The organism is Streptomyces sp. NPDC034049 (genome assembly GCF_055575575.1).
This window is the reverse complement of record NZ_JBVISJ010000016.1, coordinates 1-22779: the sequence shown is the minus strand read 5'-3', so window position 1 is coordinate 22779 and position 22779 is coordinate 1. Positions and strand designations below refer to the sequence as shown.

17 protein-coding genes and 1 pseudogene are annotated in these 22779 nt (G+C 71.2%); 16 read left to right on the top strand and 2 right to left on the bottom strand.

All coding sequences use genetic code 11. The annotated features are described in order from the left end of the window. Positions 1-837, top strand: a complete 837-nt coding sequence (locus ACZ52C_RS34280; protein WP_469078444.1) for a methylenetetrahydrofolate reductase — start codon at positions 1-3, stop codon at positions 835-837. Positions 838-941: 104 nt separating this feature from the next. On the opposite strand, the gene purU is transcribed toward ACZ52C_RS34280, so the two are convergent. Then, a complete protein-coding gene (gene purU / locus ACZ52C_RS34275) occupies positions 942-1817 on the bottom strand; it encodes a formyltetrahydrofolate deformylase (protein WP_469078443.1) in 876 nt (291 codons plus the stop codon). A 223-nt stretch (positions 1818-2040) separates the two neighbouring features. Here purU and ACZ52C_RS34270 point away from each other — a divergent pair, with 223 nt between their 5' ends. From ACZ52C_RS34270 to folP, 10 genes are all read left to right on the top strand, one after another. After that, positions 2041-3510: an aldehyde dehydrogenase family protein gene (locus tag ACZ52C_RS34270; RefSeq protein WP_469078442.1), complete on the top strand. Its 1470-nt coding sequence runs from the start codon at positions 2041-2043 to the stop codon at positions 3508-3510. Between the two features lie 20 nt (positions 3511-3530). Beyond that, positions 3531-4619: a quaternary amine ABC transporter ATP-binding protein gene (locus ACZ52C_RS34265; RefSeq protein WP_469078441.1), complete on the top strand. Its 1089-nt coding sequence runs from the start codon at positions 3531-3533 to the stop codon at positions 4617-4619. Continuing rightward, positions 4616-6634, top strand: a complete 2019-nt coding sequence (locus ACZ52C_RS34260) for an ABC transporter permease (RefSeq protein ID WP_469078440.1) — start codon at positions 4616-4618, stop codon at positions 6632-6634. The genes ACZ52C_RS34265 and ACZ52C_RS34260 overlap by 4 nt, the downstream gene beginning before the upstream one ends. A gap of 13 nt (positions 6635-6647) precedes the next feature. Beyond that, positions 6648-7625: an ABC transporter substrate-binding protein gene (locus tag ACZ52C_RS34255; protein ID WP_469078439.1), complete on the top strand. Its 978-nt coding sequence runs from the start codon at positions 6648-6650 to the stop codon at positions 7623-7625. Positions 7626-7863: 238 nt separating this feature from the next. Beyond that, positions 7864-10302: a GcvT family protein gene (locus tag ACZ52C_RS34250; protein WP_469078438.1), complete on the top strand. Its 2439-nt coding sequence runs from the start codon at positions 7864-7866 to the stop codon at positions 10300-10302. 36 nt (positions 10303-10338) lie between these two features. Next, the gene (locus ACZ52C_RS34245) at positions 10339-11199 is read left to right on the top strand and encodes a bifunctional methylenetetrahydrofolate dehydrogenase/methenyltetrahydrofolate cyclohydrolase (RefSeq protein WP_319236484.1); all 861 of its coding nucleotides are present in this window, start codon (positions 10339-10341) and stop codon (positions 11197-11199) included. Positions 11200-11257: 58 nt separating this feature from the next. Next, positions 11258-12490, top strand: a complete 1233-nt coding sequence (locus ACZ52C_RS34240) for a sarcosine oxidase subunit beta family protein (protein WP_086802481.1) — start codon at positions 11258-11260, stop codon at positions 12488-12490. Positions 12491-12501: 11 nt separating this feature from the next. Continuing rightward, positions 12502-15738 carry a sarcosine oxidase subunit delta family protein gene (locus ACZ52C_RS34235; RefSeq protein WP_469078437.1) on the top strand — a complete coding sequence of 1079 codons (3237 nt, stop codon included), beginning with the start codon at positions 12502-12504 and terminating at the stop codon, positions 15736-15738. After that, the gene (locus ACZ52C_RS34230) at positions 15731-16333 is read left to right on the top strand and encodes a sarcosine oxidase subunit gamma (protein ID WP_469078436.1); all 603 of its coding nucleotides are present in this window, start codon (positions 15731-15733) and stop codon (positions 16331-16333) included. The genes ACZ52C_RS34235 and ACZ52C_RS34230 overlap by 8 nt, the downstream gene beginning before the upstream one ends. A 137-nt stretch (positions 16334-16470) precedes the next feature. Next, positions 16471-17298 (top strand): dihydropteroate synthase, encoded by an 828-nt coding sequence (gene folP, locus ACZ52C_RS34225; protein WP_469078574.1) that lies wholly within the window; start codon positions 16471-16473, stop codon positions 17296-17298. Positions 17299-17313: 15 nt separating this feature from the next. Here folP and ACZ52C_RS34220 read toward each other — a convergent pair whose 3' ends face one another. Then, positions 17314-18111 carry an IclR family transcriptional regulator gene (locus ACZ52C_RS34220; protein WP_469078435.1) on the bottom strand — a complete coding sequence of 266 codons (798 nt, stop codon included), beginning with the start codon at positions 18109-18111 and terminating at the stop codon, positions 17314-17316. Positions 18112-18377: 266 nt separating this feature from the next. Here ACZ52C_RS34220 and ACZ52C_RS34215 point away from each other — a divergent pair, with 266 nt between their 5' ends. From ACZ52C_RS34215 to ACZ52C_RS34195, 5 genes and pseudogenes are all read left to right on the top strand, one after another. Next, positions 18378-19463, top strand: a complete 1086-nt coding sequence (locus tag ACZ52C_RS34215) for an S-(hydroxymethyl)mycothiol dehydrogenase (RefSeq protein WP_086804274.1) — start codon at positions 18378-18380, stop codon at positions 19461-19463. Further along, a complete protein-coding gene (locus ACZ52C_RS34210) occupies positions 19460-20092 on the top strand; it encodes an MBL fold metallo-hydrolase (protein ID WP_469078434.1) in 633 nt (210 codons plus the stop codon). The genes ACZ52C_RS34215 and ACZ52C_RS34210 overlap by 4 nt, the downstream gene beginning before the upstream one ends. Positions 20093-20133: 41 nt before the next feature. Then, complete coding sequence (locus ACZ52C_RS34205) at positions 20134-21267, top strand: aromatic ring-hydroxylating oxygenase subunit alpha (RefSeq protein WP_469078433.1); 1134 nt, start codon at positions 20134-20136, stop codon at positions 21265-21267. Positions 21268-21371: 104 nt separating this feature from the next. Continuing rightward, complete coding sequence (locus tag ACZ52C_RS34200) at positions 21372-22553, top strand: NAD(P)/FAD-dependent oxidoreductase (protein ID WP_469078432.1); 1182 nt, start codon at positions 21372-21374, stop codon at positions 22551-22553. Between the two features lie 89 nt (positions 22554-22642). Further along, positions 22643-22779, top strand: a pseudogene (locus tag ACZ52C_RS34195) (serine hydroxymethyltransferase); the annotation flags it as partial.

The window sequence follows — 22779 nt, the reverse complement described above, 5'->3', positions numbered from 1 at the left end:
TTGGGTACCGGGGGGCTGCACGCACTGCTGAGAACCGTCCGCTACGAGGTGCTGCCGGCGAAGGCCACCGAGGAGAAGGTCCTCGCCCATGTCCCGCGCGACGTCGTCGTCACCGTGACGGCGTCGCCGGTCAAGGGCCTGGAACCGACCCTCGACCTGGCCGGCCGGCTCGCCGCGCACGGCTACCGTGTCGTCCCGCACGTCCCCGCCCGGCTCCTGCGGGACGACCTGCACCTCAAGGAGGTCGTGGACCGGCTGCGCGAGGCGGGTGTGGACGACGTGTTCGTACCCGCGGGGGACGCCGACCCGCCGGCCGGGTCCTACGACGGGGCGCTGCCGGTGCTCCGTCGGCTGAGCGAGCTGGGCCGGCCCTTCGCCCGGGTCGGCGTCACCGGCTATCCCGAGAGCCATCCGCTCATCCACGACGACGTCACCGTCCAGGCGATGTGGGACAAGCGCGAGCACGCCACCTACATCGTGAGCAACCTCTGCTTCGATCCGCGGGTGCTCGGGGACTGGCTCGTCCGGGTACGGCGGCGGGAGGTGACGCTGCCGGTCCATGTGGGCGTCGCGGGACCCGTGCAGCGGGCGAAACTGCTGGCCATGGCGACGAAGATCGGAGTGGGGGAGTCGACCCGCTTCCTGACCAAGCACGCGTCGTGGTTCGTGCGCTTCGCCGCGCCCGGCGGGTACGCGCCCGAGAGGCTGCTCACACGCACGGAGAACGCCCTCACCGATCCCGCGTCCGGGGTGGCGGGGCTGCACCTGTTCACCTTCAACCAGATCGCCGAGACGGAGAGCTGGCGGCGGGCCCTGCTCGACCGGCTGGAGGGCTGAGCGTCCCCTCCCTCACGTGGAACGCCGAACGCCGGACGGGCTCCCAGCCCGTCCGGCGTTCGTGTCGTGTCGTACCCGTCGTTCGTATACGGAGGCCGTCCCGCTCAGCGGAAGACGACCGTGCGGTTGCCCTCCACCATCACCCGGCTCTCGCTGTGCCACTTCACGGCGTGCGCGAGCACCTGGGCCTCCACGTCCCGGCCGACCGTGACCAGCGCGCCGGGGTCCAGCGAGTGGTCCACCCGGACCACGTCCTGCTCGATGATCTGGCCCTCGTCCAGGTCCGAGGTCACATAGTGCGCCGTCGCGCCGACGAGCTTCACCCCGCGGTCGTAGGCCTGGTCGTAGGGGCGCGCGCCCTTGAAGCTGGGGAGGAAGGAGTGGTGGATGTTGATGGCGCGGCCCTCCAGCTCCTTGCACAGGTCGTCGGAGAGGATCTGCATGTAGCGGGCCAGCACGACCAGGTCGATGTCCAGCTCACGGACGAGTTCGAGGAGCCGCGCCTCGGCATCGGGCTTGGTGTCCCGGGTCACCGGCACATGGTGGAAGGGGATGTCGTACGTCTCCGCGAGCTTCTCGAACTCCCGGTGGTTGGAGACGATCGCGGGGATCTCGATGTTGAGCGCGCCCGCCCGCTGGCGGAAGAGCAGGTCGTTCAGGCAGTGCCCGAACTTGGACACCATGATCAGGGTCCGGGTCGGCGTGGCGGCGTCGCTGAGGGACCACGAGATGCCGTAGGCCTGGGCGACGGGACCGAAGCGGTACCGCAGGCCCTCCAGGTCGACGTTCGGGTCGGAGACGTCGAAGTGGACCCGCATGAAGAAGCGGCCCTGAAGTCGGTCGTCGAACTGCTGGCTTTCCAGGATGTTTCCGGAGTTCCTGACGAGATAGCCGCTCACGGCGTGGACCAGCCCCGCGCTGTCGGGGCAGGAAAGGGTCAGAACGAACTCACGGCCAGGTTGCGGTCGGGGGAACCTCATGGACACTGCGGCCTCCGTCGGTGCGTATTGCACAACAAGGTGAGCGATACGCAACATGGTCGGGTCGGCGTCGCCTGCGGTCAAGGGTGGGCGGGTAAGTGATCACATGGTCAAATCGTCATCCGCCAACATCTTGACGTCCGTCTGACCAGCGGCCAGGGTGTTCCATCACAAGCAATCGGGTGCACGATGCGCAACGAAAAACAGTCGGAAGGCTCGGCGCGTGGCAGACCTGTATGTGAATGGCGAATGGCGGACCCCGGTGGCCGGCGGTCACCGGGAGATCCGATGTCCCGCTGACGGCACGCTCACGGCGACCGTCTCGGAAGGCACGCGCCCCGACACCGAGGCGGCGATCGCCGCGGCCCGGGAGGCCTTCGACACCGGCCCGTGGCCGAACACCCCCGAGCGGGAGCGCGGCGCCCTGCTGCTGCGCACCGCCGACATCATCGAGCGCGACACCAAGAGCTTCGCCCGCGCCGAGTCCCTCGACACCGGCAAGCGGGTGGTGGAGAGCGAGTACGACATCGCCGACGTCGTCTCCTGCTTCCGCTACTACGGCGGCCTCGCGGGCACCGACGCCGGCCGGGTGATCGACACCGGCCGCGACGACGCCGTCAGCCGGGTCGTCTACGAGCCGGTCGGGGTGTGCGCACTGATCACCCCCTGGAACTACCCTCTCCTGCAAGCCAGTTGGAAGGTCGCCCCGGCGCTGCTGGCCGGCAACACGATCGTCCTCAAGCCCAGTGAGCTGACCCCCTCCACCTCCGTCCTGCTGATGAGGGCGCTGGAGGAGGCCGGGCTCCCGGCCGGCGCCGCCAACCTCGTCCTGGGCCCCGGCCCCGAGGTGGGCGCCCCGCTCTCCGAGGACCCCCGGGTGGACCTGGTCTCCTTCACCGGTGGCCTGGACACCGGCAGACGGATCATGGCCACCGCCGCCGCGACCGTGAAGAAGGTCGCGCTGGAACTGGGCGGCAAGAACCCCAACGTCGTCTTCGCCGACGCCGACTTCGAGACGGCCGTGGACTTCGCCCTCACGGCCGTCTTCCTGCACTCGGGGCAGGTGTGCTCGGCCGGCGCCCGGCTGATCGTCGAGGACTCCCTGCACGACCGCTTCGTCGACGAGGTCGTCCGCCGCGCCCGGCTCATCCGGCTGGGCGGCCCCTACGACGCCGAGGCCGAGACCGGCGCGCTGATCTCCGCACAGCACCGCGAGAAGGTCGAGGCGTACGTCGCCTCGGGCCTCGCCGAGGGCGCCGTGCTGCGCTGCGGCGGAGCCCGCCCCGACGACCCCGCCCTGGCCGACGGCCACTACTACCTGCCCACCGTCCTCGACGAGTGCCGGCAGGACATGCGCGTGGTGCACGAGGAGTCCTTCGGGCCGGTGCTCACCGTGGAGCGCTTCACCGACGAGGACGACGCCGTGCGCATCGCCAACGACACCGAGTACGGGTTGGCCGGTGCCGTGTGGACGCAGGACGCCGGCAAGGCCCAGCGTGTCGCCCGTCGACTGCGCCACGGCACCGTGTGGATCAACGACTACCACCCCTATGTGCCGCAAGCGGAATGGGGCGGTTTCGGGCATTCGGGTGTGGGCCGGGAGTTGGGACCGACCGGCCTGAACGAGTACCGAGAGCCCAAACACATCTGGCAGAACATCCAACCCCGGCCGCAGCGCTGGTTTAGCGGCTGAACGCCGAAAGAAGGTCGAACATGACCACCCAGACCGAGGTGTCGCAGCGGCGCGGCACGCCCCAGGATTCGGGTCCCACCCCGGTCATCTCCGTGCGCAGGCTGTGGAAGGTGTTCGGGCCGAAGGCCGACCGGGTGCCGGAGTCCGAGGAACTGTGCGGACTCACCCGTCGTGAACTGATGGACCGCACCGGCTGCACCGCGGCCGTGCGTGACGTGAACTTCGACGTGTCGCCCGGCGAGGTCTTCGTCGTCATGGGCCTGTCGGGCTCCGGCAAGTCCACCCTGGTGCGCTGTCTGACCCGGCTGATCGAACCCACCGCGGGCGAGGTCGTCTTCGAGGGCGAGGACATCCGCCAGGCCGACGACAGGCGCCTGCGCGAGCTGCGCCGCCGCAAGTTCTCCATGGTCTTCCAGCACTTCGGCCTGCTGCCCCACCGCCGGGTCGTCGACAACGTGGCCTTCGGGCTGGAGATCCGCGGCATGGGCCGGGCCGAGCGCGTCAGGCGGGCCCAGGAGGTCGTCGAGCTGGTCGGCCTCGCCGGATACGAGAAGTCCTACCCCGACCAGCTCTCCGGTGGTATGCAGCAGCGGGTCGGGCTGGCCCGCGCGCTGGCCGGCGATCCGGACGTGCTCTTCTTCGACGAGCCGTTCTCCGCGCTCGACCCGCTGATCCGCCGCGACATGCAGAACGAGGTCATCCGGCTGCACCACGAGGTCGGCAAGACGATGGTCTTCATCACCCACGACCTCTCCGAGGCCCTCAAGCTCGGTGACCGCATCCTGATCATGCGCGACGGCAAGATGGTCCAGTGCGGCACCGGCGACGAACTGGTCGGCGCCCCGGCCGACGACTACGTGCGCGAGTTCGTCAAGGACGTCCCCCGCGGCGACGTGCTCACCCTGCGGTGGATCATGCGGCCCCTGGAGGACGGCGACGCCCTGGACGGCCCCGAACTGGGCCCGGACGTCGTGGTCAAGGAGGCCACCCGCGCCGTTCTCGCCGCCGACAAGCCCGTCAAGGTCGTCGAGAACGGCAAGCTGCTCGGCATCGTCGGTGACGAGGAGATCCTCGCCGTGGTCGCCGGACAGGAAGGCGGCGCGCGATGACCGTCGTCGTGGAGAAGACCGAGCCGTCCGGCAGACCGGAGCAGACGCGGCCCGTCGAGGAGCCGGCCCCGGCCCCGGAGCCCCGCCGCGTCAGCCGGTCCATGGTGATCGGCGCGATCCTGCTCGTCTGGCTGGTGCTCTTCGTCGTCCTCCGCGGCAGGCAGACCCTCGTCCTCGGGGCGGCGGACCTGACCGATCTGCACCGGTGGTTCAACGACGTCAACGACTCGATCGGCGCGAACCGCAACTCCAACCCCCTCTTCCTGTACTTCTTCAACGAGATCCGCCTGGTCATCGACACCCTGGTGGCCTTCGTGCAGGAGCTGATCTCCCAGCCCTCCGCCGACCGCCCCCTGCCGCAGATCGGCTGGCTCGGCGTCGTCGGCATCGCGGGCTACGTCTCCTGGGCCGTCGGCAACTGGCGGGTCGCGCTGCTGACGGTGGCCGGCTTCACCTTCCTGGGCCTCCAGGGCCTGTGGCAGGAGAGCATGGACACCCTGGCGCTCACCCTCTCCGCGGTGTTCGTGGCGCTGCTGTTCGCGATCCCGCTGGGCGTGTGGGCGGGCCTCTCCGACCGGGTCAACCGGATCATCACGCCCCTGCTGGACTTCATGCAGACGATGCCGACCTTCGTCTACCTGGCCCCGCTGGCGCTGTTCTTCCTCATCGGCGGAGCCTCCGCCACCATCGCCACCGTCATCTACGCGGCGCCCCCGGCGATCCGCATCACCGCGCACGCCATCCGGACCGTGCCGGAGACGACGGTGGAGGCGGCCGACTCGCTCGGGGCGACGCGCCGGCAGTCCCTGCTGAAGGTCCTGCTGCCGATGTCCAAGCGGACGGTGGTGATGGGCGTCAACCAGACCATCATGGCCGCCCTGGCCATGGTGACCATCGCGGCCCTGATCGACGCTCCGGGCCTCGGCAAGACCGTCGTCCAGGCGCTCCAGTCGCTCGACGTCGGCACGGCCTTCAACGCGGGCCTGTCCATCGTCGTCATGGCGATCGTCCTCGACCGGGTCACCACCGCGGCCAGCGCACGCGAGGAGGAGGCCCGGCGCTCCAAGAACCGGTTCCTCGCCTGGCGGCGGCCGCTGCTCGGCGCGGGCGCGGTCCTCACGGCCGTGCTGGTCTTCATGTCGCACACCTACGTGTGGGCGGCGGAGTTCCCCGGCGAGGGCGGCGTCGGCAGCTCCGTCGCGAGCGCGGCCGACACCACGACGACCTGGGTGCAGGACAACCTCTCGGGCGTCACCAACCTCGTCCGCGACCTCATCACCAACGGGCTGCTCAACCCCTTCCAGTCGCTGCTCACCGACTCCCCGTGGTGGCTCGTCGGCGCCGTGCTGATCGCGCTCGGGGTCGTCCTCGGCGGCCGGCGGGCCGGCCTCACCACGGCGGTGTGCGTGGGGCTGCTGGTCGCCACCGGCGTGTGGTCCGACAGCATGACGACGCTGGCGTCGACCGTGGTCGCCACCGTCCTGGTGATGCTGCTGGGCATCGGCTTCGGCGTGTGGATGGGCCGCAGCCGGCTGGTGGACCGCATACTGCGGCCGACCCTGGACGCGGCACAGGTCATGCCGCCGTTCGTCTATCTGGTGCCGTTCCTCGCGCTGTTCGGCGCGACCCGTTTCACGGCGATCGTCGCCGCGATCGTCTACGCGGCGCCCGTCGCCATGAAGATCATCGCGGACGGGGTGCGGAACGTGCCCGCGACGACCGTGGAGGCGGCCACCTCCGCCGGGTGCAACACCTGGCAGATCATCACCAAGGTCCAGCTGCCGATGGCACGCGGCGCCCTGACTCTCGCGACGAACCAGGGCCTGATCTACGTGCTGTCGATGGTTGTGGTGGGCGGCCTGGTAGGTGCCGGCGCCCTCGGCTACGACGTCGTGGCCGGTTTCTCGCAGGGCCAGCTCTTCGGGAAGGGGCTCGCCGCAGGGCTCGCCATCGTCCTTCTCGGAGTCATGTTCGACCGCATCACTCAGGCCGCGGCGCGGCGTACCAGTGCATAAGGAGCAAGTGACCATGGCAAGGCAAGCAAGACGATGGAGAGCCGGCGCGGCCGGTCTGGCAGTCCTCGGTCTCACCCTCACCGCCTGCGGCGGCGCGAAGGTCGGCGACAGTTCCTCGGACGCGGGCGGCTCGGGCAGCTCCGCCAAGTGCGGCACCTTCAACCTCGCGGTCAACCCGTGGGTGGGCTACGAGGCGAACGCGGCGGTCATCGCCTACGTCGCGGAGACCGACCTCGGCTGCAAGGTCACCAAGAAGGACCTGAAGGAGGAGATCGCCTGGCAGGGCTTCGGGACCGGTGAGGTGGACGCGGTCGTCGAGAACTGGGGCCACGACGACCTGAAGAAGAAGTACATCACCGACCAGAAGACCGCCGTGGACGCCGGCGCCACCGGCAACGAGGGCCTGATCGGCTGGTACGTGCCGCCGTGGCTGGCCAAGGCGCACCCGGACATCACCGACTGGAAGAACCTGAACAAGTACGCGGCGAAGTTCAAGACCTCCGAGTCCGGCGGCAAGGGCCAGCTCCTCGACGGCGACCCGTCGTTCGTCACCAACGACGAGGCCCTCGTCAAGAACCTCGACCTGGACTACAAGGTCGTGTACGCGGGCAGCGAGACCGCGCTCATCCAGACCTTCCGCAAGGCGGAGAAGAACAAGGAATGGGTGATCGGCTACTTCTACGAGCCCCAGTGGTTCATGTCCGAGGTGCCGCTGGTCAAGGTGAAGCTGCCCGACTACAAGGCGGGTTGTGACGCCGACGCGGAGAAGGTCGCCTGCGACTACCCCGTCTACACGCTGGACAAGATCGTCAGCAAGAAGTTCGCCGACTCGGGCAGCCCGGCCTACGACCTGGTGAAGAACTTCAGCTGGACCAACGAAGACCAGAACATCGTGGCGAAGTACATCGCCGTCGACAAGATGACCCCCGAGGCCGCGGCGAAGAAGTGGGTCGAGGCCAACCGTGTCAAGGTGGACGCCTGGCTGAAGTGACCCCGGTGACCGGACGCGGGAATCCGGTCGGAACATGCCCGGTGGGCGGCGCGCGAGGGTTGCGCGCCGCCCACCGGGCATCTGTCGTGTTCCGGCCTCTTCTCCGGCCTGTTTTCCGAGGTCCCGGGACCCTTGACACCCACCTGTGCGGAAGGCACATTGAGTTGCGCAACCTGAATCGCGTTGCGTAAACAGCAACTCGATCGGCTCGACCGGTCAACAAGGCGGAGGTGCGGCGATGGCGGGACCCCGAGTGGTCATCATCGGAGCGGGAGTCGTGGGAGCGGCTCTCGCGGACGAGATCTCCGCGCGAGGCTGGACCGAGGTGACCGTGGTCGACCAGGGCCCCCTGCCCGCCACCGGGGGCTCCACCTCACACGCCCCGGGCCTGGTCTTCCAGACGAACTCCTCCAGGACGATGACCGAACTGGCCCGGTACACCGTCGAGAAGTTCTGCTCCCTCGACGTGGACGGCAAGCCCTGCTTCCTCCAGGTCGGCGGTCTTGAGATCGCCACCACCCCCGAGCGCCTGACCGAGCTGCGCCGCCGGCACGGCTGGATCACCGCCTGGGGCATCGAGTCCCGCCTCCTCGACGCCGACGAGTGCGTCGAGCGGCACCCGCTCGTCGACCGCGACAAGGTCCTCGGCGGCCTCCTGGTCCCCACCGACGGCCTCGCCAAGGCCGTCCTCGCCGTCGAGGCGCAGATCCGCCGGGCCACCGAGCGCGGCGTGACGTTCCTGGCCCGCCACGAGGTCCTCGACGTCCTGAAGGCCGACGGCGAGGTCACCGGCGTCCTCACCGACCAGGGCGAGATCCCGGCCGACATCGTCGTGTGCTGCGCCGGCATCTGGGGCCCGAAGATCGCCCGCATGGCCGGCATGAACCTCCCGCTGACCCCGCTCGCCCACCAGCTCGCCTGGACCGGCCCGATCCCCGCCCTCGCCGGCCAGACCGAGGAGGCGATCCGGCCGATCCTGCGCCACCAGGACGCCGACCTCTACTACCGCGACCGCTTCGACGGCATCGGCATCGGCTACTACGGCCACCGCCCGATGCCCATCACCGCCGACGAGATCCTCTCCGTGGACGAGGCCGACGACATGCCGTCGGTCCTGAAGTTCACCGAGGACGACTTCGCCGACGCCTGGACCGAGACCCAGTCGCTGCTCCCCGCCACCAAGGAGGCGGACATCGAGGAGGGCATCAACGGCCTGTTCTCCTTCACCACCGACAACTTCCCGCTGCTCGGCGAGTCCCCGGACGTCAAGGGCTTCTGGGTCGCCGAGGCCGTCTGGGTCACCCACTCCGCCGGAGTCGGCCGCGCCATGGCCGAATGGCTGGTCGACGGCTACTGCTCCTCCTTCGACCTCCACGAGTGCGACGTCAACCGCTTCGAGCCGCACCAGCTCTCCCCGGAGTACGTCCTGGCCCGCGACTGCCAGAACTTCGTCGAGGTCTACGACATCCTCCACCCCCTCCAGCCCTCCGGGGACCCGCGCCCGATCCGCACCAGCCCCTTCCACGCCCGCCAGAAGGAGCACGGCGCCTTCTTCCTGGAGGCGAACGGCTGGGAGCGCCCCCAGTGGTACGAGGCCAACGCCGGCCTCGTCGAGGGCCGTTCCATCCCCACCCCGAACGACTGGGCCGCGCAGTACTGGTCGCCGATCGTCGGCGCCGAGGCCCAGGCCACCCGCGAGACCGTCGCGATGTACGACATGACGGCCCTCAAGCGGCTGGAGGTGAGCGGCCCCGGCGCCGCCGACCTCCTGGAGCGCCTGTGCACCGGCAAGGTCGCCAAGTCCGTCGGCTCGGTGACCTACACCCTCTTCCTCGACCACGACGGCGGCATCCGCAGCGACGTCACCGTCGCCCGCCTCGCCCGCGACACCTTCCAGATCGGCGCCAACGGCAACCTCGACCTGGACTGGATCACCCGCCACCTCCCCGCCGACGGCACGGTCCAGGTCCGCGACATCACCCCCGGCACCTGCTGCATCGGCCTGTGGGGCCCGCTGGCCCGCAAGGTCCTCCAGCCCCTCACCGACGCCGACTTCTCCGGCGACGGCCTGAAGTACTTCCGCGCCAAGCAGGCCTACATCGGCTCGGTGCCCGTCACCGCCATGCGCCTGAGCTACGTCGGCGAACTCGGCTGGGAGCTCTACACCACCGCCGACCAGGGCCAGAAGCTCTGGGACACCCTCTGGGAGGCGGCCAGGCCCCTCGGCGGCGTCATCGCCGGCCGCGGCGCCTTCAACAGCCTCCGCCTGGAGAAGGGCTACCGCTCCTTCGGCACCGACATGACCTACGAGCACGACCCCTACGAGGCCGGCGTCGGCTTCGCCGTCAAGCTCGACAAGGACGACTTCATCGGCAAGGACGCGCTGCTGCGCCGCAAGGAGAACGTCCGGCGCAAGCTGACCTGCCTCGTCGTCGACGACCCCCGCTCGGTCGTCATGGGCAAGGAACCGGTCCTCGACGGCGACCGCCCCGTCGGCTACGTCACCAGCGCCGCCTACGGCTACACCATCGGCAAGGGCATCGCCTACGCCTGGCTCCCGACGGAACTCACGGAACCCGGGACCGCGCTGCACATCGGCTACTTCGACGAGCGCGTACCGGCGGTCGTCACCGAGGAGCCCCTGTTCGACCCCACCATGTCCCGCCTCCGTGGCTGACCCCCAGCCACGCATCCGAGGGAAGGAACACCGCCGGTGAACGCACAGTTGCTCGACGGCAAGGCGACCGCCGCCGACATCCGCCGCGAACTCACGGAGCGCGTGGCCAAGTTGACCGCCACCGGCGGCCGCCCGCCCGGCCTCGGCACCGTCCTCGTCGGCGAGGACCCCGGCAGCCACGCCTACGTCGCCGGCAAGCACCGCGACTGCGCCCAGGTCGGCATCGCCTCCATCCGCCGCGACCTGCCCGCCGACGCCACCCAGCAGCAGGTCGAGGACGTCATCGACGAACTGAACGCCGACCCCGCCTGCACCGGCTACATCGTCCAGCTCCCGCTGCCGCGCCACCTCGACGCCAACGCCGTCCTGGAACGCATGGACCCGGCCAAGGACGCCGACGGACTGCACCCCGTCAACCTCGGCCGGCTCACCCTCGGCGTCGACGCCCCGCTGCCCTGCACCCCGCGCGGCATCGTCGAACTCCTGCGCCGCCACGACGTGCCGCTCGCCGGCGCCCGGGTCTGTGTGGTCGGCCGGGGCATCACCGTCGGCCGGCCCATCGGCCTGCTGCTCACCCGCCGCTCCGAGAACGCCACCGTCACCCTGTGCCACACCGGCACCAAGGGCCTGGCCTGGCACACCCGCGAGGCGGACATCGTCATCGCGGCGGCCGGCTCACCCGGGCTGATCACCAAGGACATGCTGCGCTCCGGCGCGGCCGTCCTGGACGTCGGCATCACCCGCACCGACCAGGGCCTGGTCGGCGACATCCACCCGGACGCCGCCCAGGTCGCCGGCTGGATCGCGCCGATGCCCGGCGGAGTGGGCCCCATGACCCGCGCGATGTTGCTGGCCAACGTCGTCGAGGCCGCCGAGAGGAACGCCACCGCCGTATGAACGCGCACGTCCCCCCGTACCCGCAGCATCCGCACCTTTCAGAAGACGGAGACGTCCGATGAGCCCCCGCACCCCCGGCGCCGACCTCCCCGAGCACCCCGACTGGCTGTGGCGCGACCCCGAGCCGAAGAAGTCGTACGACGTGGTGATCGTCGGCGGCGGCGGACACGGCCTGGCCACCGCCCACTACCTGGCCAGGAACCACGGCATCACCAATGTCGCCGTGCTGGAGAAGGGCTGGCTCGGCGGCGGCAACATGGCCCGCAACACCACGATCATCCGCTCGAACTACCTGTGGGACGAGAGCGCCGGCATCTACGAGCACGCCCTCAAGCTCTGGGAGGGCCTGGAGGAGGAGCTCGACTACCCGATCCTCTTCTCCCAGCGCGGTGTGCTGAACCTCGCGCACAGCCTCCAGGACGTCCGCGACAGCGTGCGCCGCGTGGAGGCCAACCGCCTCAACGGCGTGGACGCGGAGTGGCTCGACGCCGACGGAGTCAAGGACGTCTGCCCCATCGTCAACATCTCCCAGGACGTGCGCTACCCGGTCCTGGGCGCCACCTACCAGCCGCGCGCGGGCATCGCCAAGCACGACCACGTGGCCTGGGGCCTGGCCCGCTCCGCCGACGCGGCCGGCATCGACATCATCCAGAACTGCGAGGTCACCGGCCTCGACGTGATCGACAACCGCGTCGTCGGCGTCCGTACGACCCGGGGCCGTATCGCGGCCGGCAAGGTCGCGCTCTGCTCGGCGGGCCACACCTCGGTCCTCGCCGCCATGGCGGGCATCCGACTCCCGGTCCAGAGCCACCCGTTGCAGGCCCTGGTCTCCGAACTCCTGGAGCCCGTGCACCCCACGGTCGTGATGTCCAACGCCGTCCATGTGTACGTCAGCCAGGCGCACAAGGGCGAGCTGGTGATGGGCGCGGGCATCGACGCGTACAACTCGTACACCCAGCGCGGCGCCTTCCACATCATCGAGGAGCAGATGGCCGCGGCCCTGGAGCTCTTCCCGGTCTTCGCCCGCGCGCACGTCCTGCGCACCTGGGGCGGCATCGTCGACGTCAGTCCCGACGCCTCGCCGATCGTCGGACTCAGCCCCGTCGACAACCTCTATCTCAACTGCGGCTGGGGCACGGGCGGCTTCAAGGCCACGCCGGGCGTCGGGTGGGTCTACGCCCACACCATCGCCCATGACACCCCGCACGCCCTCAACGCCCCCTTCTCGCTCGACCGTTTCACCACCGGCGCGCTCGTCGACGAGCACGGCGCGGCCGCGGTGGCCCACTAGGGAGCCCAACCATGCTGCTCATCACCTGCCCGTGGTGCGGGCCCCGCGACGAGGCCGAGTTCCACTACGGCGGCCAGGCCCACGTGGCCTACCCCGAGACCCCTGCCGCCCTGACGGACGAGGAGTGGGCCCGCTACCTCTTCTTCCGCGACAACACCAAGGGCCCCTTCGCCGAACGCTGGAGCCACGCGGCGGGCTGCCGCCGCTGGTTCAACGCGGTCCGCGACACCTCCACGAACGAGATCCTGTCGGTGTACCGCGCGGGCGAGGAGCGCCCGCCGACCCCGGAACCGAGGCCGGCCACGTCCCAGCCGCGTCCGGCATCACCAGCCCGTCCGGCGTCCGAGGACGAGGCCGATCAGGCCGAAGGGGCATCTGGGGGCACAGCCCCCAGGGACGGGACGGGTAGGGGCAGCGGGGGCGAGACGACCCAGCCGTTCCGCCACCCCACCCGAGGCCGCATCGACCGCGACACCCCCCTCACCTTCACCTTCGACGGCATCGAGTACCAGGGCCACCGAGGCGACACCCTCGCCTCCGCCCTCCTCGCCAACGGCGTCGTCGAGGCCGGCACCAGCATCAAACTCGGCCGCCCCCGGGGCATCTTCTCCGCCGGCGTCGAAGAACCCAACGCGATCATCCAGATCGAGGAACCCTTCCCCGAGCCGATGCTCCCCGCGACGACCGTCGAGCTGTACGACGGCCTGGTCGCGACCAGCCTCCCCGGCCAGGGCCGCCTCGCCACCGAGCCCGACCCCGCCCGCTACGACGCCGTGCACGCCCACTGCGACCTGCTGGTCGTGGGCGCGGGCCCGGCCGGCCTCGCGGCGGCCGCCGCGGCGGCGAACAGCGGCGCCCGCGTCATCCTCGCCGACGACCAGCCGGAACCCGGCGGCAGCCTCCTCGGCACCGCCGAACACCTCGACTGGGTGGGGGAGACCGCCGGCCTGCTCGACGCCGCCCCCGAGGTCCGCGTCCTGCGCCGCACCACCGTCTTCGGCTACTACGACGACAACCACCTCCTCGCCGTCGAGCGCCGCACCAACCATCTCGGCGGCGCGGCCCCCGACAACGTCTCCAGGGAACGCGTCTGGCGCATCCGCGCCCGCCGCGTCGTCCTCGCGACCGGCGCCCACGAACGCTCCCTGGCCTTCGCGGACAACGACCGCCCCGGCGTGATGCTGGCCTCCTCGGCCCGCACCCACGTCAACCGCCACGGCGCCCTGCCCGGCCGCCGCGCGGTCGTCCTCACCACCAACGACAGCGCCTACGCGGCGGCCCTGGACCTCGCCTCGGCGGGCGTGGACATCGCGGCGATCGTCGACACCCGCCCCGAACCGGGGCAGTGGGCCGAGCGTGCCACGGCCGCCGGCATCGAGGTCCTGGCCGGACACGCCGTCACCGGCACCGAGGGCGAGCCCCGCCTCTCGGTCGTCGGCGTCGCGCCGTACGGCGAGTCCGCTGGGCGGCGGGAGTTCGCCGCCGACCTGCTGCTGGTCTCCGGCGGCTGGAACCCGGTGGCACACCTGTTCAGCCAGGCCGGCGGCAAGCTCCGCCACGACGACGCGCTGGGCTCCTTCGTGCCCGACACCTGCCGTCAGGCGGTCGAGGTCGTGGGCGGCGCGAGCGGTCTCTTCGACACCGCCGGCGTCCTCGCCCAGGGCGCGGCCGCCGGTGCCCGCGCGATCGAGGCCGAGGGGTACACGGCCGAGGCGCCCCGCCTCCCCGCGGTCGCCCCGCAGCCCGTCGGCACACCGCCGATGCACGTGTACGTCGTCCCGGGCGACTCGGACGCCCCCCGGTTCGTCGACCTCCAGCGCGACGTCACGGTGGCCGATCTGGCCCGCGCGACCGGCGCCGGTCTGCGCTCGGTGGAGCACACCAAGCGGTACACCACCGCCGGCACCGCCAACGACCAGGGCAAGACCTCCGGGGTGCTGGCCAGTGGTGTCGTCGCCGAACTCCTCGGCGTGGACGTCTCCTCCCTCGGTACGACCACCTTCCGCCCGCCGTACACACCGGTCTCCTTCGCCGCCCTCGCGGGCCGCGACCGGGGCGTGCTCAGCGACCCGGTGCGGACGACCGCCCTGCACGACTGGCACGTCGGGCACGGCGCGCTCTTCGAGAACGTCGGCCAGTGGAAGCGTCCCTGGTACTACCCGCGGGACGGCGAGGACATGGAGGCCGCGGTGCTGCGCGAGTGCGCCGCCACCCGTGAGGGCGTGGGCTTCATGGACGCCTCCACCCTCGGCAAGATCGACGTCCAGGGCCCGGACGCCGGTGTCTTCCTCGACCTGCTCTACACCAACATGATGAGCACCCTGAAGGTCGGCATGATCCGCTACGGCGTCATGTGCCGCCCGGACGGCATGGTCTTCGACGACGGCACGGTCATCCGGGTCGACCGGGACCGCTTCCTGGTCACCACGACGACCGGCAACGCCGCCACCGTGCTCGACTGGATGGAGGAGTGGCTCCAGACGGAGTGGCCCGAGCTGAAGGTCCACTGCACCTCCGTGACCGAACAGTGGGCCACGGTCGCCCTGGTCGGCCCGAGGTCCCGTGAGGTCATCGGCTCCCTCGCACCCGGACTCGCCGTCGCCAACGAGGACTTCCCGTTCATGGCCTGGCGCGAGACCACCGTCGCGGGCATCGAGGCCCGGGTCTGCCGGATCAGCTTCTCCGGTGAACTCGCCTACGAGATCAACGTCTCGCCGTGGGAGGCCCTGACCCTCTGGGAGGCGCTGTACGAGGCCGGCGCCCCCTACGGCATCACCCCGTACGGCACCGAGACCATGCACGTCCTGCGCGCCGAGAAGGGCTACCCGATCATCGGGCAGGACACCGACGGCACCGTCACCCCGCAGGACCTCGGGATGAGCTGGGTGGTCTCCAAGAAGAAGTCGGACTTCGTCGGCAAGCGGTCCTACAGCCGCCCCGACACCGTCCGGCCCGACCGCAAGCACCTGGTCGGTCTGCTGCCCGAGGACCCGGGCGACTTCCTCCCCGAGGGCACCCACCTGGTCGCCGACAGCGTGCTGCCGGCCCCGCCCGTCCCGATGCTCGGTCACGTCACCTCCAGCTACCGCAGTGCCGCCCTCGGCCGGACCTTCGCGCTCGCCCTGGTCAAGGGCGGCCGGGACCGCATCGGCGAGCGGCTGTACGCCCCCGTGGGCGACCGACTGGTCCCCGTGACCGTCGCGAGCCCCGTCCTCTACGACCCCGAGGGAGCCCGCCGCGATGGCTGACACCGCCCTGACCTCCCGGCCCCGCAGCCCGCTCGCCGGGGCCGCCGACCGGCTGGCCGCCGCCACCCGTGCCTCCGGCGGCACGCTCCGGCTGGCCGAACTGCCCTTCCTCACCCAGCTCGACCTACGCCTCGACGCCAAGGGCGCGGCGGCCGACGCCGTCGGCCTCGCCCTCGGCCTCCAGCTGCCGCTGGAGGCCGACACCGTCGCCCGTGCGGGGGAGTTGACCGCGCTGTGGCTCGGGCCCGACGAGTGGCTGCTCGTGGGGCCGCCGGGCGGCGGGCGCGAGCTGGAGAGCCGGATCCGGGAGGCCGCCGGAGAGGAGCACATCTCCGTCACCGACGTCTCCGCGCAGCGCACCACGGTCCTCGTCGCGGGTGCCGCCGCCCGCGATCTGCTGGCCCACGGCTGCGCGCTGGACCTGCACCCGAGGGCCTTCGGTCCCGGGCGGTGCGCCCAGACCACCCTGGCCCGCGCCCAGGTCGTCCTGGTCGCGCGCGAGGAGCCCAGCGCCGGCTTCTGGGTCCTGGTCCGTTCGTCGTTCGCCGGCTATCTGGCCGACTGGCTGCTCGACGCGGCGACGGAGTACGTCTGAGACATGCCAGTCCCTGTCAGCGCGTCGAAAGTCGGACACCGGTGACCGTCACGGCCCACGCTCCCATCACCTCGTCGCACCCGGGCACGCCGGACCTGCACCCGCCCGGACTGCCGAGGCCCGGACGCACGCTGGTGATGGGAGTCGTGAACGTCACGCCGGACTCGTTCTCCGACGGCGGGCTGTCGTTCGCCGCCGACGCGGCCGTGGCACATGGCCGCGCCCTGCTGGAGCAGGGCGCGGACATCGTGGACGTCGGCGGCGAGTCGACCCGTCCCGGCGCGCTGCGTCCACCCGTCGAGGAGGAGCTGCGGCGGGTGCTGCCCGTCGTCCGTGACCTCACGGCGGCGGGCGCGGTCGTGAGCGTCGACACCATGCGGGCCGAGGTCGCCGCCCGTGCGCTGGACGCGGGCGCGCGGCTGGTCAACGACGTGTCGGGGGGCCTCGCCGACCCCGCGATGCTGCCCCTGATGGCCCGGGCGGGGGTGCCGTACGTGCTGATGCACTGGCGGGGACACTCGGCCGGCATGCAGGCGAACGCCGTCTACGGCGATGCCGTCGGCGAGGTGCTCCACGAGCTGCGGCTGAGGATCGACGCGGCCCTGGAGGCGGGTGTCCCGCCGGGTGCGCTGATCGTCGACCCCGGCCTGGGCTTCGCCAAGGAGGCCCAGCACAACTGGGAGTTGCTGGGCCGGCTCGGGGAGGTCCGCGCGCTGGGCCGTCCCGTCCTGGTGGGCGCGTCCCGCAAGGCGTTCCTGGGGAGGCTGTTGGCCGACCCGACGACGGGGCAGCCGCGTCCGGCGCGGGAGCGCGACGCCGCGACCGCCGCCGTGTCCGTGCTCGCCGCCGCGCAGGGCGCCTGGTGCCTGCGGGTGCACGACGTCGCCTCGACGCTGGACGCGGTTCGGGTGACGGCCCGTTGGGGCGCCGAGACGGCGGTGGCGGCGCGGTCGCCGCTGGGGTGAGCGCCGTGCGGGCGGTCAGCCCGGATGGCCCATCCTGCGGCTGATCTCCTCGGCGCCCCGCGTCAGTACGGGCACGAGCTCGCGGATGCGTTCCTCCGTGAAGCGGTAGGCCGGGCCGGAGGCGCTGAGCGCGGCGATGACCTCGCCCTCGCGGGAGCGGATCGGCGCCGCCATGGCGTGCAGTCCGATCTCCAGTTCCTCCAGCGTGACCGCGTAGCCGAGTTCGCGCGCCTCGGTGAGGGCCTTCTCCAGCTTCGCCCTGGCCGTCAGCGTGTGCGGCGTCAGCCTGCGCAGCCCGGACGCCTCCAGCACCTCGGCCCGCTCCCGCTCCGGGAGGTGGGCCAGCAGGATCTTGCCGCTGGACGTGGCGTGCACGGGGGTGAGCTGGCCGACCCAGTTGTGGGTGCCGACCGCGCCCGGGCCGCGCACCTGGTGGAGGTTGACCGCGTAGTGCTCCTGGAGCACGGCGATGTTGACGGTCTCGCCGATCTCCTCGCTGAGCCGCTCGCAGACCTGCCGGCCCTGCTGCGTGATGTCGAGCCGGCCGGTGACGGCACCGGCGAGCCGCACGATGCCGAAGCCGAGCCGGTACTTGCCGCGCTCGGCCGTCTGCTCGACCAGTCCGCGTGCCTCCAGCGCCCCGAGGAGCCGGAAGGCGGTCGACTTGTGGACGTCGATCTCGGCGGCGACCTCGCTGACACCGGCCTCGCCGCGCTGGGCGAGGATCTCCAGCACGCTGACGGCACGGTCGACGGACTGCACTCCGTTCACCGCGGGACCCGTTGTTGCGCCCTCTGCCGCGTAGTTGCTCATGGCGAAACTATAAGCAGTCGTCCCCATGTTCGCACGGGCCCTCCCGTCCAGGGAAGGGGAGTGCCGGGCGGTGCGGACAAGTCGGCGCGGCCAACCTCTTGACAGTGGGTGTCCGCGAGGAGACAGTTTGGTCGTCGTTGCTCATAGCGAACATAGTTGCGCTATATGAAACGTACGATCGGCTCGGCCACGGTCTCCGTCCGGGCCCGGTGAAGTCCCCCTCCTTCCTCTCCCCTCCCCTTCCTTCCTCGACGAGGAGATCGACCGTGACACACGAGGTACGCGCCGTCGTCGCCCGCAAGAAGGGTGCCCCGGTCTCGGTGGAGACCGTCCTGGTGCCGGACCCCGGCCCCGGTGAGGCGCTGGTGCGGGTGCAGGCCTGCGGTGTCTGCCACACCGACCTGCACTACCGGGAGGGCGGGATCAACGACGAGTTCCCCTTCCTGCTCGGCCACGAGGCGGCGGGCGTGGTGGAGTCGGTCGGCGAGGGAGTCACCGACGTCGCCCCCGGCGACTTCGTCATTCTCAACTGGCGCGCCGTCTGCGGCACCTGCCGTGCCTGTCGCCGAGGCAGGCCCTGGTACTGCTTCGCCACGCACAACGCCGTCCAGCCCATGACCCTGGCTGACGGCACCCCGCTCTCCCCGGCCCTCGGCATCGGTGCCTTCGCCGAGAAGACCCTGGTCGCCGCCGGACAGTGCACCAAGGTGGACTCCCTGGCCTCGCCGGCCGCCGCCGGGCTCCTCGGCTGCGGTGTGATGGCCGGGTTCGGCGCCGCGGTCAACACCGGGGGCGTGGGACGCGGTGACTCCATCGCGGTGATCGGCTGCGGCGGCGTGGGCATGGCCGCGATCGCGGGCGCCAAGGTCGCCGGCGCGGGCCGCATCATCGCCGTCGACGTCGACGAGCGGAAGCTGAAGTGGGCCGAGCAGTTCGGCGCCACCGACACCGTCGACTCCTCGAGGACCGACGCCGTCGAGGCGATCCGCGAACTCACCGGCGGCTTCGGCGCCGACGTGGTCGTGGACGCCGTCGGCCGCCCCGAGACCTTCAAGCAGGCCTTCTACGCCCGCGACCTGGCCGGCACCGCCGTGCTGGTGGGCGTCCCCACGCCCGAGCTGAAGCTCGAACTGCCCCTCCTCGACGTCTTCGGCCGCGGCGGCGCCCTGAAGTCCTCCTGGTACGGCGACTGCCTGCCCTCCCGCGACTTCCCCGCCCTGATCGACCTCTACCTCCAGGGCCGCTTCGACCTGGGCGAGTTCGTCACCGAGACCATCGGCCTGGACGACGTCGAGGCCGCGTTCGCCAAGATGCACCACGGCGACGTCCTGCGTTCGGTGGTGGTCCTGTGACCGCCCGCGTCGAGCGCCTCGTCACCTCCGGCACCTTCGCCCTGGACGGCGGCACCTGGGACGTCGACAACAACGTCTGGCTGATCGGCGACGACGAGGAGGTCCTCGTCGTCGACGCCGCCCACGACGCGGACGTCATCGCGGCCGCCGTCGGCGACCGCCGCCTGGTGGCCATCGTGTGCACCCACGCCCACAACGACCACGTCAACGCCGCCCCGGCCCTGGCCGCCCGCCACGACGCGCCCATCCTGCTCCACCCCGCCGACACCGTCCTGTGGAAGATGGCGCACGGCGAGGAGGCGCCCGCCTTCCGTGAACTGGCCGCGGGCGACACCCTGCGCGTCGCCGGCGTGGAGCTGACGGTGCTGCACACCCCCGGCCACTCGCCCGGCGCGGTCTGCCTCCACGCCCCCGCGCTGAACGCCCTGTTCTCCGGCGACACCCTCTTCCAGGGCGGCCCCGGGGCCACCGGCCGCTCCTTCTCGGACTTCGGCACCATCGTCGCCTCCATCCGGGACCGGCTGCTGACGCTGCCCGCCGACACCACCGTCCACACCGGGCACGGCGACATCACCACGATCGGGGCCGAGGCGCCCCACCTCGACGACTGGATCACCCGCGGCCACTGAACCGCCCGCCACCGCTTCCCGATTCTCCCGAAGGTGACTCGATGACCCTCACGAATCTGCCGCCCAGCCTGATCCCCACGCTGTCCGGCGAGTACTACACGGACCCCGGAGTCTTCGCCCAGGAGCAGGAGCGGGTCTTCGAGGCCATGTGGTTCTGTGTGGCCCGCGCCTCCGAGCTGGCGAAGCCCGGTGCCTTCCGCACCTACCAGGTCGGACGCGAGAGCGTCCTCGTCTCCCGCGCCCGGGACGGCTCGATCAGGGCCTTCCTCAACATCTGCCGGCACCGCGGCGCCAAGCTCTGTCTGGAGGAGTCCGGCGAGGTCAAGCGGGCCTTCCAGTGCCCCTACCACGCCTGGACGTACGGCCTGGACGGCAAGCTGGTCGCCGCGCCGAACCTGACCTCGATGCCGGACATCGACCGGACCGAGTACGGCCTGGTCAACGTCCATGTGCGGGAGTGGCTCGGCTATGTGTGGGTGTGCCTGGCCGACGAGCCGCCGTCCTTCGAGGCCGACGTGCTGGGCGCGGTGGTCGAGCGGCTGGGCGACGTCGAGTCGATCGAGCGCTACGACATCGACAACCTCTCCGTGGGCCGCCGGATCACGTACGACGTGAAGGCGAACTGGAAGCTGATCATCGAGAACTTCATGGAGTGCTACCACTGCGCCACGATCCATCCCGAACTGACGGAGGTGCTGCCGGAGTTCGCGGACGGGTACGCCGCCCAGTACTACGTGGGCCATGGCGCGGAGTTCGGTGAGGAGGTCCAGGGGTTCACCGTCGACGGTTCCGAGGGCCTGGACCGCATCCCGGGCGTGGCCGAGGACCAGGACCGCCGCTACTACGCGATCACCGTCAAGCCCCAGGTGTTCATCAACCTCGTCCCCGACCACGTGATCTTCCACCGCATGTACCCGATGGCGGCCGACCGCACGATCGTGGAGTGCGACTGGCTGTATCTGCCGCACGTCGTCGAGAGCGGCAAGGACGTGGAGCGTTCGGTTGAGCTCTTCCACCGGGTCAACCAGCAGGACTTCGACGCCTGCGAGCGCACCCAGCCGGCGATGAGCTCGAAGGCGTACGCCAAGGGCGGTGTGCTGGTGCCCAGCGAGCACCACATCGGTGAGTTCCACACCTGGCTCCAGAACAAGCTCGAGGTCGGGCCCGCGCACTGACCCGCCGGTCCCGCCCCCTTGACACCCCCGAATTCCACCGAAACCATGTTGCGCATAACGCCCGTCGTTGTGCTATGTGAGACATCCTCTCGTCTGGAGCCCGCATGAGGAGCATCACCGTCGTCGGAGCGTCGCTGGCCGGCCTGAGCACGGTCCGCGCGCTGCGCGCAGAGGGGTACGACGGCGAGATCGTCGTCGTGGGGGAGGAGCGTCACGCTCCCTACGACCGTCCGCCGCTGTCCAAGGACTTCCTCAAGGGCGAGGTCGACGCCGACGCGCTCGCCCTCGGCGACCACGACGAGTACGACGCCCTGGACGTCCAGTGGCTGCTCGGCGAACGGGCGGTGCGCCTCGACCCCGCCACCCGGACCGTCACCCTGACCGGGGGCCGGCAGGTGCGCACCCACGGGGTGGTCGTGGCCACCGGAGCGAGCCCGCGCAGCCTCCCCGGCTCCGACGGGCTGGCCGGCGTCCACACCCTGCGCACCCTGGACGACGCCCTCGCCCTGCGGTCCGAGCTGTTGACCGGCCTGCCCCGGCTCGTCGTCATCGGCGCCGGCTTCATCGGCGCCGAGGTGGCCTCCACGGCCCACCGGCTCGGGCTGCACGTCACCGTCGTCGAGGCGGCCGAGGTGCCGCTGGAGCGCCAACTGGGCCGCGAGATGGGCCTGGTCTGCTCCTCCCTGCACACCGATCACGGCGTCGACCTGCTGTGCGGCACCGGCGTCGCCGAACTCCTCGGCGAGGACCGGGTCACCGGGGTACGGCTGGCGGACGGCCGGGTGCTGCCCGCCGACGTCGTCGTGGTCGGCGTGGGCGTCCGGCCCAACACCGACTGGCTCGCCGGGTCCGGAGTGCTGGTGGACGACGGCGTGGTGTGCGACCCGGGCTGCGCGACCACCGTCCCCGACGTCGTCGCCGTCGGCGACGTGGCCCGCTGCCCCCACCCGTTCACCGGACGGCACGCGCGCGTCGAACACTGGAGCAACGCCACCGAGCAGGCGAAGACCGCCGCCCGCACCCTGCTGACCGGCGTGCCCGCGCCAGCCCCGCTCACCGCCCCGTACTTCTGGTCCGACCAGTACCGCACCCGCATCCAGCTCGCCGGGTACGTCGCCCCGGGCGCCGTGCCCGAGGTCGTCGAGGGCGACATCGACAGCCGCACCTTCACGGCCGTGTACCGGTACGAGGGCGACCCCGTGGCCGTGCTCTCCCTCAACCAGCCGAAGTTCTTCAACCGGCTCCGCCGCACGCTCGTCCCCGTCGCCGCGGTCGCCCTGTCCTGAGCGCCCCGCTCGTGGGCGTCGTCTCGGGCCGTCGTCTCGTGAGCGTCCCGTCCCCGTTCCTTCCTCCGGATCCGCACAGGAGACCGCTGATGACCCTGTTCAACCAGTCCCTGCACGATCTCGACCCCGAGGTCGCCGCCGCCGTCGACGCCGAGCTGCACCGCCAGCAGTCCACCCTGGAGATGATCGCCTCGGAGAACTTCGCTCCGGTGGCGGTCATGGAGGC